Source organism: Methylomonas rapida (assembly GCF_024360925.2).
GTDB lineage: Bacteria > Pseudomonadota > Gammaproteobacteria > Methylococcales > Methylomonadaceae > Methylomonas > Methylomonas rapida.
On record NZ_CP113517.1, the window covers coordinates 4,576,477 to 4,592,903 of the forward strand.

Genomic DNA, 16,427 nt, shown 5'->3' on the forward strand with positions numbered 1-16,427 from the left:
TTCAAACTCTGTGAAAGCAAAAATAGAAGACAAGGTACAAACCCGGATTCCCACCAAACACGGCGAATTCATCCTGCATTACTACAGCAACAATCTCGACAAAAAAGAACATGTCGCGTTCGTCAAAGGTGACGTGGCAGGCAAGGATAATGTGCCGGTACGCATTCATTCCGAGTGCTTTACGGGCGATGTCTTGGGTTCGCGCCGGTGCGATTGCGGCGAACAACTGGACATGGCGCTGGACATCATCAACCAGGCCGGTTTCGGTGTGTTGGTTTATTTGCGCCAGGAAGGGCGCGGCATTGGTCTGTTGAAAAAGCTGCAAGCTTATAACCTGCAAGATCAGGGCTTCGATACCGTGGACGCCAATATCAAACTCGGACACGCCGCCGACGAACGCCAATACGACATTGCCGCCTTGATGCTGAACAGCCTGCAAGTCCATTCGATCGCGCTGATCACCAACAATCCGCAGAAAATCGACGAACTGACCAAACTCGGCATTCAAGTCAACGACCGTATCCCGATCGAGACTCACATTCACCACGACAACCTCGGCTACCTGAAAACCAAAGTCGAACGCATGCGCCATCTGTTGAAGATGCCGGACAAAAAATAAGCAATTCCATGCTGGAACATCTCAAATTACCGCCGTCGGCGCTGAAACTGACGATCGATTTACCCGCCAACATTTCCACCGAGGCCGCCACCCGTCCGGGTAACATCGTCGGCCAACCGCGGGCCCAATCCGCGCTAACTTTCGGCGTGGCGATGAAAGCCCCTGGCTATAACATCTTCGTGATGGGCGAACCCGGCACCGGTCGGCTGTCGATGGTCAGCCATTACCTGACGACCTATGCCGAACAACAGGAATCGCCACTGTCCTATGCCTACGTCGAAAACTTCGAAAATCCGCGCGAACCGGTGGCTATCGAGCTCCCGTCCGGCGAAGGACACAATTTTGCCAAGGACGTCGAAAAGCTGATCGACGATGTACTGGCGACCTTTCCTGCCGCCTTCGAAAGCCCCAGCTACCAGCAAAAGAAAACCGCGATCGAACGCCGTTTCAATCAGCGTTACAACACCGCGATAGATCTGGTCGATGGTAAAGCCCGCGCGATGAATGTGGCGCTGTATCGAGACAGCGACACCATCACGTTTTTACCGATCCGCGACAACAAAGCGCTGGACGAAGAACAGTTCACGTTGCTACCGCAGGAAGAACGCGATGCCTTTCATCAACACACCGAGGAACTGGAAGAATACCTGGGCGATGTGCTGTTGGAGCTGCCGCAATGGCGGCGCACGCTGGTCGAGGAACTGCGCCAGCTCGACAACGACACCATCAAACAGGCTCTGGAGCCGCTGTTTGCCGAATTGAACGACAAATACCAGAATGTCGATGATGTGATTACCTATCTGGCTGAAGTCGAGAAAAACCTGAGCAACACCATCAGCGACTTCCTGATGCCCAGCCGCGGCCAGGAGGTTAGGGAAAGCCCCAGCAAGCGACAAATACTGATCGAACAATACCTGCCCAACGTGCTGGTCGACTGCAAGCACGACAACAACGGCGCGCCGGTGGTTTACGAACCGCATCCGATTTATCAGAATCTGTTCGGGCGCATCGAATACCTCAGCGACCAAGGCACCCTGGTCACCAATTACCGGCGCATCTGTCCAGGCTCTCTGCACCGCGCCAACGGCGGTTATTTGATTCTGGATGCCGAAAAAGTCCTGACCTATCCCTTCGTCTGGGAAGGTTTAAAGCGCGCACTCAAGTCCGGCAAGATCGAAATCGAATCGCCGTTTTCGGAACTTGGCATCAACACCATCACATTAAAACCCGAAGTAATCCCGCTGAACGTCAAAGTCATTTTGGTCGGTGCGCGCGATATTTACTATCTCCTGGAAGAGCTGGATAGCGAATTCAACGAGATGTTTAGAGTGCTGGCCGATTTCGAGGATCACATCAAGCGCACGCCGGACAATGTCGCCCAATTTGCCCAGTTGATGATCACACAAGCCAAGGATTCCGGCGCCAAACCCTTGACCGACGCTGCCTTGCTACGTCTGATCGAGCATAGCTGCCGCCTGGCCGAACATCAAAGCCGGTTATCCGCGCATGTCAACCTGTGCCTGGAAATCATCGCCGAAGCCAATCTGTTGGCCGATCAAACCGGCGCTAGCCGCATCGACAAAAACGAAATCGAACTGGCGCTGTCGGCCAGAGAGCAACGCAATGGCCGTATAGCCGAGGCGATTCTGGAAGAAATGCTGGAAGGCACGATTTTGATCGACACCGACGGCGAGGCCATCGGCAAGATCAACGGCTTGACCGTGATGGACATCGGCGGCAGCAGTTTCGGTGCACCGGCGCGTATTACCGCCACCGTACATCCCGGTTCGCGCGGCATCGTCGATATCGAACGGGAAGTGGAGCTAGGCCAAGCGATCCATTCCAAAGGCGTGATGATTTTGACCGGCTATCTTGGCCACTGTTACGCCCAGCAATTTCCGTTGGCCATTTCGGCCAGCATCACGATGGAACAATCCTACGGCCACATCGACGGCGACAGCGCCTCCCTGGCCGAATTATGCTGTTTGATTTCGGCTTTGACCCGAGTGCCGATCAGGCAAGGTTTCGCTCTGACCGGCTCGATCAACCAATACGGCGAAGTGCAGGCGATAGGCGGCGTCAACGAAAAAATTGAAGGTTTTTTCGAGCTTTGCGCGGCACGCGGCCTGACTGGCCAGCAAGGCGTCATCATTCCCGCATCCAACAAGCCTAATCTAATGCTGAAACAGGAAGTGATAAACGCGGTCGAACAAGGCTTGTTTTCGATTCATACCGTGTCGAATGTCGACGAAACCCTGAGTTTATTGATGGCCCAGGATGCCGGCACCATCAATTCCGAAGGTCAATATCCCGAAGGCAGCATCAACTTCAAGGCCGTGGCGCGCTTGAAGGAAATTTACGAAATGACGGCCGACGAGGATAAAGAGACCGAAACTGGCTAACCCCCAGCGGTTTGCGCTCAAAAAATCGTCATCGTTTCCGGGCGCAGGATGGAAAGGATTTCCATGGACTGAAACAAGGCGTCCTGCGTCATGGATTCAATCTCATCCCGCTCCAATTGCAAATGCTCCAATACGCCGGCGTCGAGAACCGCCGCCGAAATCTGGGTTTTGACGTCGAGAATTTCATGACCTACAGACGGTTGAATGGTGCTGGAAACCGATAAGGCAACATGCAAAATGCTGGCTTCCAATTTCTGATTATGACTAGCCAAAGGATTGAGCTGATGCGCGATCATTTCCCAGATTTCGGCTGGCAACTTCCATTCCTTCAATAGCTCGGCGCTAAGTTCCGCATAATCGAAACCGAACACCGCTCGTTCAGCCTCAACCAACTCGGCTTCGCTGTGCTTACCCCTACGAATAATATCCGCGCACTGAACCGGATATTGGGTAAAAAAAATCAGTTTCCCGATGCTGCTCAGCAAACCCGCGATAAAAAACCGTTCGGTATTGCTACAACGGCAACGAGCAGCCAAGCTTCTCGCCAAAATGGCGCGAATGACGCTGTGGTACCAGAACACATCCATATTCACCAGTTCGGATGCAATATCCTTAAACTGACGCGTCACCGCGGTACCAATGACGATGGCCTTCAGTTCGCGCAGCCCGATGATGGTCATGGCTTTGGAAAGCGAGTCGATCTTACCTGGAAAGCTGTAAAAAGAGCTGTTAGCCAGTTTGAGTATCGAGGCCGTCAAACCTGGATCGTGAAGCATCACTTCTTCCAACTCAGCAAAATTAGGTTCCGGTTGCCGCAATATCTCACTAACTTCCCATACCGCTTCGGGTAGGGAGAAAATATTGCTGACTTGTCTGACTAACGCTGTTGGGCTCATTTTTTCACCTTTACAAGTTTAACGGCTTGCCGAAGGCGTGATTTCGATGCACGCCCGACCTGAACATCAGGAAAAAACTGATTTGTAACAATTGCCAAGCAAAAATTCCGCCGGTTTATGTAATCATAGTCCTTTAAACTGGATGGCGCTGTTACTGTTAAGCAGGCAGCATGACCTGCTTCGCGCCAAATCATAATCATTATTAAGGGGGAATGTGTGGAAACTTTGATTGAATTGGCGCTACTTGCGGTAGCCGCGTATGGGATAAAAAACTATTTTTTCGCGCCCGAAATCGTGAAAGACAAAGAGGTGGTTTCTACCCGTGGAGCGACTTTGGTAAAAAAGCTGGTTGGCGGACAAAGCGCGCAAGCCTCTGACATCCAAACCATTAAGACTGTCCAAAACAAGGTTGAATCGGTTGCAGACCGTAAAGCAACCGTGGATACCGAAACAAATCGGGCACAAGCGGCAGAAATCGTCGAAACGCCAATAAGCAATTTAGCGGCGACCAATGATTGTATAACGGTTAAGCAAGCTACGGTGCCATCTGAAAAATCGGACCGGCTTGTTCCAGAAGACTCCGTTTTAAAAAGACATTACTGGGCGCAGTTAGCCGCCGAACAAGCTGCTATCAAAAATCCCTATCCAACGGACTCCGTGCTGCGCCGGCATTATGAGCAAAAACAAATTGCCAACTTCAACTTAGCGATTGCCGAAGTGGCAGCAGGAGACAGCGAGCTATCCGATGTATCCGATGACCCCATTCAAATGGCGTCCGTAACGCCGATAAAAGTAATCGCCATCCCCGAGGATTCCGTATTGAAACGGCATTTTCTATCCGGTATACGTCATGAAATCGAATCGAAGAATCCTCCTCGTCCAACCGATGCAATATTGAAACGTCATCACAAACAACTAATCGACAGTCAGATTGGGGCCTATCTTGCAAAATTCGCATAAAAACGTTTCTGCTTGATCTGACACTTGGAATCAGCAGAACTGGGGACGCCGCCTAGGCCAGCGGCGTCCAATCTCTGAAACTGGCCGCTTGCCCCTGATAACGACCTTGCTCGTCATAAACATTCCAGACCACGGCCTGCCGGATGAGAAAACGCTTGCCGGTTTTTGAAATGCGCACGCCGGAATAATCATCGATATAACCATCGGCCGCCACTCTCGACAACAAACGCTCGCGCTCGTCTCGGTTAACGGGTTCGGCCGACAGGCGGGAAGGCATACCAATCAATTCGTTCCAACTCATTTCGAACAAATCCAGCGCCATACGATTGGCATAATCAAACAAGGGGTCCGCATCGATATTGTGCGACAGCAGCACGAAATCGGCATTAAACACAACTCTGCCCAGTTCTTGCGTATCGGATCGATCTATCAATGGCCGCTTGAGCAAGCGTAGATAACTTTCTAGTAACAGGTGGACATGGGCCTGATGAAATTGGTTGGCTTCAGAGGGTGCTTGTTTCAAATTCATTGGAGGATTTTGTCAGTAAACGATGCCTATGAACACTAACATTGCGAGTTTATCCGCCAAATCGCAATGAAAACGCGCGTTCAGACTAGCTGCGACCGAATTAAATATGAAATATTTCACACAATAGGCCACATAAAAGCAAGCCGCTTATATATTCAAATGTTATTAAATTATGTTATACAACTACTATCAAATACTAAAAATAACATAGTTAAATAAAACCAGTTATAACCCCCTGGATTTTATACTTAAAATTCATGATCTTAAGTATTGGCTCATATTTTGCTTTTTAATCCTCCCCTGAAATTTTTCTGTACTATTTTTCAGCAATCAAAAAGAGCAAAAATGAAAAAATCTCATTCCATGACTCTGGCAGCTTTCCCCCTAACTCAACAGGTAAAAGCCGTTAGAAATAAGCCGAGTTATTTCGGCATCTTCAGTGTATTCCCATTATGTCTGGCTAGTTCGGTAATGGCCTCGGAAAATATTCAAGACCAAGGCATAGAGGAAGATGCGGCCACGTTGGAAAAAGTAATCGTCACGGACAAATTTCCGACTCTGAACTCCCTGAGCACCTCAGAAATGGAAGCCACTATTCTTACCAGCAAGCGTGCGGCGGTTAGCGACACCGCAAAGCTGCTGGAAGATACGCCTGGTGTCAGCTTGTACGGTGCCGGCGGCGTCTCCAGCTTGCCCGTCATTCACGGTTTCAATGACGATAGGGTCAAGATCGATATCAATGGCATGACGTTGACATCGGCTTGTGCCAATCACATGAACCCCCCGCTGTCTTACATTGATCGCAGCAACATCGGCAAGATCACTATCTTGACCGGCGTCACCCCCGTCAGCTTGGGTGGCGACAGCCTTGGCGGCACGATTTCGGTTGAAACCCCCGAGCCTGTTTTCGCCGAACCCGGCAAAGACATTTTGATAGATGGCAGTATGTCAGCGTTTTATCGCAGTAATGGCGATGCGTTTGGCGGCAGTATTGCGGCTGGCGTCGCGAATCAAAATGTACGTCTGGAATACACCGGTTCACACACTGAAAGTATGAATTACAACGACGGTAATGGTCAGATCGTCAAATCCACGTCTTATGAAAACCAAAACCATTCAGCCGCATTATCATTCAAGTTCGATAAGCATCTTGTAGTGATTCGTGGTGGGCAGCAACATATGCCGTTCCAAAACTTTCCCAATCAAAGGATGGATTTAACCAACAACGACAGCGTCTTCGGCAACATCATGCATAAAGGCGAATTCGATTGGGGTACTTTGGAAAGTAGGTTTTATTACGAAAGCACTCAACATAGCATGGATATGGGTGAGGACAAACACAATCAATTTTTGGACGGTAGCCCGACTGGTGGCAGTTTCGCTCCCCCGAACGATCGAATGCCCATGGAAACTCGTGGACGTAATTTGGGTTATAAAGTGATGGCAGAAATGCCATATGGCGAGCGCGATACTTTCCGTCTGGGCAACGAGTTTCATAGCAACCGAATTCGGGATTATTGGCCGCCGGTGCATACCAATGTGGGCGCTAACGACAACATTGTGATACCGGGGAATCCACCGGTTCGAAACATGGCCTATTGGATGATGGCACCCGAGACCTATATCAACTTGAACAACGGCGAGAGAGATAGGGTTGGGTTTTTCGGTGAATGGGAAGCCAATTGGAATGCGCAATGGAAGAGCTTGCTGGGCTTGCGCTACGACCATACCACGACCAATAGCGGTGATGTGCAACCTTACAACCCGGATTTATTAGGTACGACCGCGATGGCGCCGGATGCGGCGGGGGCAAGAACCTCGCTGAATGCCGCCAGGGCTTTCAATGCCAAGGATCGCGAACGTAATTTCGATACTTTTGATGTCACTGCCTTAATTCAATTTACGCCCAATGATGTGAGTCAGTATCAATTCGGTTATGGCCGCAAGAACCGCATGCCGAATCTATATGAGCTCTACACCTGGGGTGCACGCAGAATGGATATGGCCATGATAGGCTGGCACGGTGACGGTAACGGTTATGTCGGCAACCTGGATTTGACCGAGGAAACCGCGCATACCGTCAGCTTTACCGCAGCATTTCATGAGCCAAAGAATAACCTCTGGGAAATCAGCGCCACGCCGTATTTTTCTTATGTGAATAACTTTATTGACGCCGATCGCTGTCAAAACCCATCAGCCACCGGCACGGCTCCCGGTTGCGCAGCCACGCCTCAAACAGCAAATAACAGTTTTGTTTACTTACAGTACGCCAATCACGATGCCCGCTTATGGGGGGTTGATGTCTCAGGACGAGCACGATTGTATAAAGACAACACGCTAGGTGAATTTGCCACACATACTTCGATGAGTTATGTGCGCGGCGAACGCATGGACAATGGCGATAACCTCTATCACATGATGCCGTTCAACATGAAACTCAGCCTGGATCACCGTCTACACGATTGGCAAAGCGCGATCGAAATGCAGTTTGTCGATGGCAAGGATGATGTGCAAGCAGTGCGCAATGAAACCGAAACGCCTTCGTACATTCTGCTGAATGCCAGAACCGGCTACGAATGGGGTCCCGTTCGTTTGGATGTCGGCTTGGATAACGTGTTGGATAAACAATATTACCATCCGTTGGCCGGCGCCTATCTGGGCGACCGTTACGGCATGAATCCAACGGCACCAGCCAACGTGACGGTGCCATGGGGTAGAAACATCCCCGGCATGGGCCGTTCGGCATTTGTCGGTGTCACAATCAAATACTGACATTTATTCGATAAGACAGGAAAGCAACGAGTTCAATCCGTTGCTTTCCTGTTTCTCAAAAATCTCTTCTATTTGATGCGATCTCCGGGCCTACTTTTGAACGATAAAAATCAGGCCGGTTCGACGCCGATAATGTCCCCTACCGAATTCAATTTCAACAGCAAGCGGCCATAACAGGATTTCTGATCGCACTGGCAGCCAGAACCTTCCATGATGCTTTCGAGAAAAGTCACATAGATCAACAAGCTTTCGGGCTTGCGTTCGAGGATTTCATACTGAATCGAATCGTCGATGATCCAGCCGTTTTGAGTGCAAAAGGTGCTCAACTCCTGACAATTCAATAGCAGATCGGTAATGGCTCGATCATCGGACATGGATTTGTACCTCTCTAATTAAGGCGTCGCATGGTTGCGGCTAATTCAGGAAGAGTCGAAGTTTGCCAGGATAAACCAAAAGGCCGACTTGAACTTTCGCTACCCTGCATAACAGGCTACGATTTATTCGACCTTCACTGGAATCTTGCCGATTTTCGCCTGCCAGTGTTTTGGTGCCGTGTCGTGTATCGATTCACCCCGGCTATCCACCGCCACGGTCACCGGCATGTCCTCGACCACGAATTCGTGTATCGCTTCCATGCCCAATTCCGGAAAAGCCACGACGCGCGCAGCGCGGATGGCCTTGGACACCAAATAAGCAGCGCCGCCGACCGCGATCAAATAAACGGCTTGATGTCTTTTGATAGCCTCGACTGCGGCAGGGCCGCGTTCGGCCTTGCCTATCATGCCCAGTAGACCGGTTTTCTCCAGGACCGTAGCGGTAAAGCCGTCCATCCTGGTTGCCGTAGTAGGCCCAGCCGGGCCGACCACTTCGTTTCGCACCGGATCGACCGGGCCGACGTAATAAATAAATTTATTTTCGAAATCGATGCCGTCGGGCAACGGTTCCCCTTTTGCCAATAGATCGACGATGCGTTTATGCGCAGCGTCGCGGCCCGTCAGCATTTTGCCGCTCAATAACAAGGTTTCGCCAGGTTTCCATGCGGCGACATCTTGTTTGGTCAAGCTATCGATATTGACACGACGGGCCGTGCTGGCCGATTGCGTAATCACCGGCCAGTCTTCCAATTTGGGCGGCGTCAACAAGGCCGGACCTGCGCCATCCAGCACGAAATGCACATGCCGGGTGGCGGCACAGTTTGGAATCATCGCCACTGGTTTATTGGCGGCATGGGTCGGATAATCCAGGATCTTCACGTCCAATACCGTGGTCAAGCCACCCAGGCCTTGCGCGCCTATGCCCAGTGCGTTGACTTTTTCGTACAGCTCCAAGCGTAATTCTTCCAGTGCGCTATTCGGTCCGCGGGCCTGCAAATCCTGAATATCTATCGATTCCATGCACGCCTGTTTGGCTAGCAACATGGCTTTTTCGGCGGTGCCGCCGATGCCGATGCCGAGAATGCCGGGCGGACACCAGCCGGCACCCATAGTTGGTACGGTTTTCATGACCCAATCAACGATACTGTCGGCAGGATTGAGCATGATGAATTTGGATTTGGCTTCCGAGCCGCCGCCTTTGGCGGCCAATTCCACCTCGACTTTATCGCCCGGCACGACTTCCATGTGTATCACCGCGGGTGTGTTGTCTTTGGTGTTGACACGCTTGCCGGCAGGGTCGGCCAAGATGGACGCCCGCAGCACATTATCCGGATGCAAATAAGCCCTGCGCACCCCTTCATTGATCATGTCGGTCACACTGATGTCGGCTTGCCATTTGACATCCATGCCTATGCGCAAAAACACCGTGACGATGCCGGTATCCTGGCAAATTGGCCGTTTGCCTTCCGCGCACATTCTGGAATTGATCAGGATTTGCGCCATCGCGTCCTTGGCGGCCGGGCCTTGTTCCTTTTGATAGGCCGCGTACAACGCATCGATGAAGTCTTTGGGATGGTAATAAGAAATGTATTGCAACGCGTCTGCGATGCTTTGAATGAAATCGTCTTGCCGGATGATGGTCATAATTCAGGAATGCTAGGTTAGTCAGGCCGCCCCAAAATTAAGGCATTGTTAAAGATGGCAATTCAAGCATCATTGCATCACAAACTTTATACCAATGACCAGCAATAACGTCGCCAACGCGGGGCGCAAAAAGTATTCCGGTATTTTGGCGCTCAAATGACTGCCAACCCAAATGCCCGGTACCGATCCGAGCAACAAGCTCCCCAATAATTGCAGATCAAAATTACCCAGGCTCAAATGCCCCAAACCGGCTACCGCAGTCAACGGAATCGCGTGCGCCAAATCGGTGCCGACAATTTTCAAGGTCGTCATGCGTGGATAAAGAAACAGCAAGGCCACGGTTCCTAGAGCACCAGCGCCGACCGAGGACAAGGTCACCAAAACACCCAGGATCATGCCGGTTAATACGGTGGCGATTTTTTCCCAGCGCGGCGAAAATCGGCCGCTGTTATCGACGGTGCTATGCTCGTCGTCGATTTCTCCGTTTTTGGCCGCGCGATGCAACAACACACTACGCACCAACAATGCACAGGCTGTCAGCAGTAGGGCAATCCCCAAGGTAAAGGTGATCATGCCGGTGACTTCCTTGCCGACCGCCATCAGATTTTTCAGAACATACAGGGTAAGCCCGGCAAACGGCAGACTTCCCAGGGCCAGCAAGCCAACGATTTTCCAATCCACCGACTGATGCTTGCCATGATGCACGAACACGCCAGCCGATTTGGTGATTGCGGCATAGAGCAGATCGGTGCCGACGGCGACGGCCGGTTTAAAGCCAAACAAAAACACCAGCAACGGCGTCATCAACGATCCGCCGCCCACGCCGGTAATACCGACTAACAAGCCCACTCCAAAGCCGGATACCGTATAGAGTAAATTCATTTGGATAAATCCTTTTGCTAATCAAAAATGAAGGCACTATATCAGCCAGGCCTGTGAACGCTTAATGATAAAACGGCATATCCTTATCTTTTTTTTCGATGAAAACTCAGGCCAGGGATTGCCGAATCAATTCCAGCGGGGTCAACGAAATCAAGGCGCGAAACAGCATGGCATTGTCGTCGACCAGACCATAACACTCATAATCCAGCGCCGTTGCCGACGCCTCGCCAAAATCATGCTCCGCCGAATTTTCGCTGGGTTTGATCAGGATATGCAAGGCATCGTTACTCTTTAGACCCGCTAGCAAACGCCTGTCGATACTGATTTTATGCGAGGTGTACACCATGGGATTTTTTTCGAAATCATGGCGTTTTTTCAGGGCTTTTTCCAATAACGCACTGGACAACAACGCGCAGGGAAACATCTCTGGAAATACGACCCTGTCCTGCAATTCGTCAAAAAATTCGCTTTGATCTCGCAAGGAACCGCACAGAAAATTTTTCGCGTTGCTAGTGGTCATGAATTTTCGCTTCAAAAAATAACCACTCGCCAGAAAACTGCGATCGGCTTGCTGGCGCAAGTCTCCATAACCTGAAAAATCCGCATCCGCTAGATACAAAGGCTCCGTGGTCTCTTTTTTATAACCCAGTAACGCCAGATTGCCGTCGCTTTTGACCATGATGCGGTTACTGAGCCCGGCAGCGAGTTGTGACTTGAACTGGGACGGCTTGATTTCCACTTCAAGTAATTGGCCGGCCTTAACCGCATTGGCAAAGGCAAACTGATAATTACTGAAATGAAGGCCATGTTGAACGAGCAAATCCTGTTCGTTCGCCAGTCGCCGAAACCGGCTTATCTTGTCTTCGACCAACGATTCCAGCTGAAACCCCAAGGTAATGGGCCCCTGAAAAGGATTGTCCTTTATTTTGTGCCAATGCTTACTGTCATGGAACAGGTTGAAATCGTCAGTGGAATTTCGCGCCACATCAATGTGTAGCTGGGTAAAAACATCCGCACTGATCTCATACATGGTCAAGCCCTCTGCTAATCAAGTTAATCGAGAAGTCTTTTTACCATCGCCGACCCCATAGCGTCGAAAAAGCACAGGCTTGGAGCCACAGCTGTTTAAAACTTGTGCGTTGTAAACCGTAAAATCTGTGGATAACAACCCAATAAAAATCACTGCACCCGTTATCCACAACCGCCTCACAGCTCTAGGTCAGCACGACCCACAGATTTGATTAAGTTATAACATAATGTAATTAATAGTAAAAAATAGGTTTTCCACAGATATCGACTACGCTAGTAGTAATAATAAATTAAAAAATATATAAGATTGTTATTACTAGCCGAAGCTTGAGGCAAAAAAAAGCCCGCCGTAGCGGGCTTGAACATCAAATCATTGGCTTTCGTCACCGATCTGCATCTGTTCCGTAAAACTTTTGGGCAGTTTTTTCTTGACCTTGACACCCAATTCTTCAAAAGCACTGGCCTGGCGTAACAGATTACCGCTGCCTGTGGTCAGTTTGTTCACAATACCCTCATAGGTTTTATGCACTGTGTTCAATTGATTACCAAGCTTTTCGATGTCTTCGACAAAGCCCCGGATCTTGTCGTACAAGGTGCCGGCCTTATCGGCTATCAGTCTGGCATTTTCGTTTTGCTGTTCGTAACGCCAGATGTTTTGTATCGTACGCAGCGTGGCCAGCAGGGTAGAGGGGGTGACGACGACGATCTTGTGTTCGAAAGCATCGCTGAACAATTTATCGTCAGCCTGGAAAGCGGCCATGAATGCGGCTTCGATGGGCATGAACAGCAACACGAAGTCCAACGAACGCAAACCTTTCAGACTGGAATAGTCCTTGTTGCTGAGACCTTTGATATGGTTGCGCACTGCTTCGGTATGCTGTTTCAAGGCCTCGATTCTTTCGGCTTCGTCTTCGGCGGAACAATATCGCTCGTATGCGACCAAGGAAACCTTGGAATCGATGATGACGTCCTTGTTGTCCGGCAAACGCACGATCACGTCGGGCTTGAACAAACGCTTGTCTTCGTCGCGAAAGGCCCCCTGGGTTTCGTATTCTATGCCCTTGCGCAAACCGGACTGCTCCAGCACCTTTTCCAGGATCATCTCGCCCCAATTGCCTTGAGCTTTGTGATCACCTTTCAAGGCACGCGTCAGGTTCAGGGCTTCCTGATTCATTTTTTGCGTATCGCGGCGTAACGAGAGGATTTCTTCCCGTAGCGAAATCCTGTCCTTGGTTTCGTTGTCGTAAACGCTTTCGATGCGGTTCTTGAATTCGCCGAGCTGATCTTTCAATGGTGTCACCAAGGATTCGATACTGACTTTATTGTGTTCGGCGAATTGCTTGCCGCGTTCCTCGAAAATTCGGTGGGCCAGATTTTCGAACTGGATCTTCAGTTGGGCTTCTGCATCTTGCAGCAAACGGATTTTTTCGGCGTTGCTTTTGTGCTGTTCTTGTTGGCGGGCGTTCAGTTCGGCGTTTTCGGTTTTGAGTTGGAGAAGTTGCCGTTGCAGATCTTGCAGCTCGGCTTCTTTTTGATTCAACAAAGCCAGCCTTTCCTCGGCCACTGCCAGTTTGATGCTTTGTTGTTGCAGTTGCTGTTGTTGGGATTCGATTACCTCGGCGAGTGCCCGGCGGCGTTTTGCCGCCCACCAGGCGCTGACGACATAACCGACCACTGCCGCCAGCAACATCGCTAACGGCCATAGCCCTTGTTCCGTCATAGACTTTTGAATACCTCCGCGGCCGCATCCACGGTCGCTTGAATATCGGCGTCGCTGTGCGCGGCCGACACGAAACCGGCTTCGAAGGCCGACGGCGCCAGATAAACCCCTTTATCCAGCATGGCGTGGAAGAAGCGTTTGAAGCGGTCTTGATTGCAGTGCATGACCTGGGCAAAGCGGCTAATCGATTTTTCTTCACTGAAGAACAGACCGAACATACCGCCGACCTGGTTGGTCGTAAATGGGATGCCGGCTTGATCGGCCGCTTGTTGTAAGCCTGTCAACAATTGCGTGGTTTTGGCTGACAACGCTTCGTAAAAACCCGGTGTAGTTATCAATTCCAGAGTTTTCAAACCGGCCGCCATCGCCACCGGACAGCCCGACAGAGTACCGGCTTGATAAACGGGCCCCAACGGCGCCAAGTGTTCCATGATCTTGCGGCTACCGCCGAAGGCGCCGACCGGCAAGCCGCCGCCGATGATTTTGCCCAAGGTAGTCAGATCCGGTTTGACGCCGTACAGACCTTGCGCGCTTTGCAATCCGACCCGGAAGCCGGTCATCACTTCGTCGAAAATCAACACGCTGCCGTGTTGATCGCAGACTTCGCGAAGGGTTTGCAAAAAGTCGGGTTCCGGCGGAATGCAGTTCATGTTGCCGGCCACGGGTTCAACGATGATGCAGGCGATCTTGTCGCCTAATTCGGCGAAAGTACTGCGAACCGCATCGCTATCATTATAAGAAAGCGTGATCGTGTCGGCGGCCAATGCAGCCGGCACGCCCGGCGAACTGGGCACGCCGAAGGTGAGGGCGCCGGAACCGGCCTTGACCAGCAAGGAATCGGAATGGCCGTGGTAACAGCCTTCGAATTTGACGATCTTGTCGCGGCCGGTGTAACCCCGAGCCAAACGTATCGCACTCATCGTGGCTTCGGTGCCGGAGCTGACCATGCGGACCATTTCAACCGATGGCACCAGTTCGCAGACTTTCTGTGCCATCAGGGTTTCGATTTCGGTCGGTGCGCCGAAACTCAAGCCTTTTTCGGCGGTTTGCTTGACGGCCTCGATGACCTCCGGATGGGCATGGCCCAAAATCATCGGGCCCCAGGAACCGACATAATCGATGTAGCGTTTGTTTTCGCTGTCGTAGACATAAGCGCCCTGAGCGCGGTCGAAATAGACCGGCGTGCCGCCGACGCCGCTGAAGGAGCGCACCGGAGAATTGACGCCGCCGGGAATGAATTTTTTGGCTTCAGTGAATAATTCGCTTGCTTGAGTCATAGTTGTAAAAATTTAAGGGCTGAAAAAAAGAAAGGGCACGAAGAGATACTCTCCGTACCCTTGTATTCGATGGGAAAAATCAATGTTTACCGAAAAGTTGCGGCCCCTTGGGTTGCTGCTTGTTTTGCAAACAAAAGTAAGCCGCCGCGTCGAATTTGATTTCCAGGGAATGGGCGCTTTGACGCTCTTTCAAGAATTTCTTTGCCTCGTCCGCGGATAAATCTTTCATCAGATATTTGGCGATGCACATGCAATCTTTGTCCAAACGCGCTTTATCCACATCGGGATTGTTCGATCCTTTTAGTTCGCGTGTCACACATTGATCGGCAAACTCGTGCTCGAACTGATGTTTGACTACATCGGTGACTACTTCGTCGTGGGAATGATCGAACGGATTATGCGCGGGTTTATTATCCGCTTTGGCGGAAGACGATGCGGACGCCGCCGCAGGTTTTTCTTGCGTGGATTGCTCGTCGGAACAGGCGGTTAAGAATGTGACTATGCTCAGGCTAGTCATCACAACAAAAAGAGCGGACTTTATTTTCATAAGATTCAAGAATTAATAATGTTAATTGAGTAAGTCTTGCAGCAGCGGTGTCAATAACTGTTGCTGGGTGGATTGCAATAAGCGGTTGGCGATGATGATGCTTTTCAACTGACTCAAGGCCAGATTGAAATCATCGTTGACCACCAGATAATCGAACTCAGGGTAATGACTCATTTCAGTGACCGCGTCGCGCATGCGGCGGGCAATCACTTCGTCGTTATCCTGGCCACGATTTTTCAGTCGTTGTTTCAGGATGTCTATCGATGGCGGCAAAATGAATATGGAGATGCTGTCCGGCAACATTTTTCTGACTTGTTGCGCGCCTTGCCAGTCGATTTCCAGAATCACGTCCAGGCCTTGCGCCAGATTATCCTCGACGGTTTTTTGCGCGGTACCGTAAAAATTGTCGAATACCTGCGCATGTTCCAGGAAAGCCTGGTTTTCTATCATGGTTTTGAATTCGTCCACCGATACGAAAAAGTAATCGCTGCCATGGACTTCTCCGCTGCGCATGCCACGGGTGGTATGCGAAACCGAAACCACCAGTTTATCCACCTCGTTCCGGAGTTGTTTCACTAGACTGGTTTTGCCGGCGCCGGAGGGCGCGGAGACGATGTAAAGTTTGCCTGTAATCATTTGAATTTGCTTGTGCCCGAGGGAGGGTAAAGGTTAAATCGGTGCGGCCGTCATTTTTTTCTGTTCCCGCTTAAGAGTCAAGCCAAAAAAAGGCGCTGTGGTATCATGAACGGCCTTTCCAACTCCATCTACGAATGCCG

Annotated in this window: 14 protein-coding genes; 4 read left to right on the plus strand and 10 right to left on the minus strand. The window is 50.7% G+C overall.

Going from position 1 to position 16,427, the window contains the following annotated elements:
* The first annotated feature begins 10 nt into the window (after positions 1–10).
* Positions 11–619 (plus strand): GTP cyclohydrolase II, encoded by a 609-nt coding sequence (ribA, locus tag NM686_RS21650; RefSeq protein ID WP_255189881.1) that lies wholly within the window; start codon positions 11–13, stop codon positions 617–619.
* 8 nt (positions 620–627) lie between these two features.
* Positions 628–3,021, plus strand: a complete 2,394-nt coding sequence (locus tag NM686_RS21655) for a Lon protease family protein (RefSeq protein WP_255189882.1) — start codon at positions 628–630, stop codon at positions 3,019–3,021.
* 17 nt (positions 3,022–3,038) lie between these two features.
* Here NM686_RS21655 and NM686_RS21660 read toward each other — a convergent pair whose 3' ends face one another.
* Positions 3,039–3,917 (minus strand): HDOD domain-containing protein, encoded by an 879-nt coding sequence (locus NM686_RS21660; protein WP_255189883.1) that lies wholly within the window; start codon positions 3,915–3,917, stop codon positions 3,039–3,041.
* Positions 3,918–4,133: 216 nt separating this feature from the next.
* Here NM686_RS21660 and NM686_RS21665 point away from each other — a divergent pair, with 216 nt between their 5' ends.
* Positions 4,134–4,877: a hypothetical protein gene (locus tag NM686_RS21665; protein ID WP_255189884.1), complete on the plus strand. Its 744-nt coding sequence runs from the start codon at positions 4,134–4,136 to the stop codon at positions 4,875–4,877.
* Between the two features lie 52 nt (positions 4,878–4,929).
* On the opposite strand, the gene NM686_RS21670 is transcribed toward NM686_RS21665, so the two are convergent.
* Complete coding sequence (locus NM686_RS21670; RefSeq protein ID WP_255189885.1) at positions 4,930–5,406, minus strand: MEKHLA domain-containing protein; 477 nt, start codon at positions 5,404–5,406, stop codon at positions 4,930–4,932.
* A gap of 471 nt (positions 5,407–5,877) precedes the next feature.
* Here NM686_RS21670 and NM686_RS21675 point away from each other — a divergent pair, with 471 nt between their 5' ends.
* Positions 5,878–8,178 carry a TonB-dependent receptor plug domain-containing protein gene (locus NM686_RS21675; protein ID WP_255189886.1) on the plus strand — a complete coding sequence of 767 codons (2,301 nt, stop codon included), beginning with the start codon at positions 5,878–5,880 and terminating at the stop codon, positions 8,176–8,178.
* Positions 8,179–8,288: 110 nt separating this feature from the next.
* On the opposite strand, the gene NM686_RS21680 is transcribed toward NM686_RS21675, so the two are convergent.
* From NM686_RS21680 to gmk, 8 genes are all read right to left on the minus strand, one after another.
* Positions 8,289–8,552, minus strand: coding sequence for a hypothetical protein (locus NM686_RS21680; RefSeq protein WP_255189887.1), 264 nt, complete (start codon positions 8,550–8,552; stop codon positions 8,289–8,291).
* A gap of 123 nt (positions 8,553–8,675) precedes the next feature.
* Complete coding sequence (locus NM686_RS21685) at positions 8,676–10,196, minus strand: fumarate hydratase (RefSeq protein WP_255189888.1); 1,521 nt, start codon at positions 10,194–10,196, stop codon at positions 8,676–8,678.
* Between the two features lie 69 nt (positions 10,197–10,265).
* Positions 10,266–11,078, minus strand: a complete 813-nt coding sequence (locus NM686_RS21690; protein WP_255189889.1) for a sulfite exporter TauE/SafE family protein — start codon at positions 11,076–11,078, stop codon at positions 10,266–10,268.
* Positions 11,079–11,184: 106 nt separating this feature from the next.
* The gene (locus NM686_RS21695) at positions 11,185–12,108 is read right to left on the minus strand and encodes a hypothetical protein (RefSeq protein ID WP_255189890.1); all 924 of its coding nucleotides are present in this window, start codon (positions 12,106–12,108) and stop codon (positions 11,185–11,187) included.
* Between the two features lie 369 nt (positions 12,109–12,477).
* Complete coding sequence (locus NM686_RS21700; protein ID WP_255189891.1) at positions 12,478–13,827, minus strand: DNA recombination protein RmuC; 1,350 nt, start codon at positions 13,825–13,827, stop codon at positions 12,478–12,480.
* On the minus strand, positions 13,824–15,104 hold the full coding sequence (gene hemL, locus NM686_RS21705) for a glutamate-1-semialdehyde 2,1-aminomutase (RefSeq protein WP_255189892.1): 1,281 nt from the start codon (positions 15,102–15,104) through the stop codon (positions 13,824–13,826). The genes NM686_RS21700 and hemL overlap by 4 nt, the downstream gene beginning before the upstream one ends.
* A 79-nt stretch (positions 15,105–15,183) precedes the next feature.
* Positions 15,184–15,621, minus strand: coding sequence for a hypothetical protein (locus tag NM686_RS21710; protein ID WP_255189893.1), 438 nt, complete (start codon positions 15,619–15,621; stop codon positions 15,184–15,186).
* Positions 15,622–15,672: 51 nt separating this feature from the next.
* The gene (gmk, locus tag NM686_RS21715) at positions 15,673–16,287 is read right to left on the minus strand and encodes a guanylate kinase (RefSeq protein ID WP_255189894.1); all 615 of its coding nucleotides are present in this window, start codon (positions 16,285–16,287) and stop codon (positions 15,673–15,675) included.
* Positions 16,288–16,427 lie beyond the last annotated feature (140 nt).

What these genes read in the sequence shown, in the direction of transcription:
- NM686_RS21655 (WP_255189882.1), top strand. Translation starts at nt 628, where the DNA reads ATGCTGGAACATCTCAAATTACCGCCGTCGGCGCTGAAACTGACGATC.
- NM686_RS21660 (WP_255189883.1), bottom strand. Translation starts at nt 3,917, where the DNA reads ATGAGCCCAACAGCGTTAGTCAGACAAGTCAGCAATATTTTCTCCCTA.
- NM686_RS21670 (WP_255189885.1), bottom strand. Translation starts at nt 5,406, where the DNA reads ATGAATTTGAAACAAGCACCCTCTGAAGCCAACCAATTTCATCAGGCC.
- NM686_RS21675 (WP_255189886.1), top strand. Translation starts at nt 5,878, where the DNA reads ATGGCCTCGGAAAATATTCAAGACCAAGGCATAGAGGAAGATGCGGCC.
- NM686_RS21680 (WP_255189887.1), bottom strand. Translation starts at nt 8,552, where the DNA reads ATGTCCGATGATCGAGCCATTACCGATCTGCTATTGAATTGTCAGGAG.
- NM686_RS21685 (WP_255189888.1), bottom strand. Translation starts at nt 10,196, where the DNA reads ATGACCATCATCCGGCAAGACGATTTCATTCAAAGCATCGCAGACGCG.
- NM686_RS21690 (WP_255189889.1), bottom strand. Translation starts at nt 11,078, where the DNA reads ATGAATTTACTCTATACGGTATCCGGCTTTGGAGTGGGCTTGTTAGTC.
- NM686_RS21695 (WP_255189890.1), bottom strand. Translation starts at nt 12,108, where the DNA reads ATGTATGAGATCAGTGCGGATGTTTTTACCCAGCTACACATTGATGTG.
- NM686_RS21700 (WP_255189891.1), bottom strand. Translation starts at nt 13,827, where the DNA reads ATGACGGAACAAGGGCTATGGCCGTTAGCGATGTTGCTGGCGGCAGTG.
- hemL (WP_255189892.1), bottom strand. Translation starts at nt 15,104, where the DNA reads ATGACTCAAGCAAGCGAATTATTCACTGAAGCCAAAAAATTCATTCCC.
- NM686_RS21710 (WP_255189893.1), bottom strand. Translation starts at nt 15,621, where the DNA reads ATGACTAGCCTGAGCATAGTCACATTCTTAACCGCCTGTTCCGACGAG.
- gmk (WP_255189894.1), bottom strand. Translation starts at nt 16,287, where the DNA reads ATGATTACAGGCAAACTTTACATCGTCTCCGCGCCCTCCGGCGCCGGC.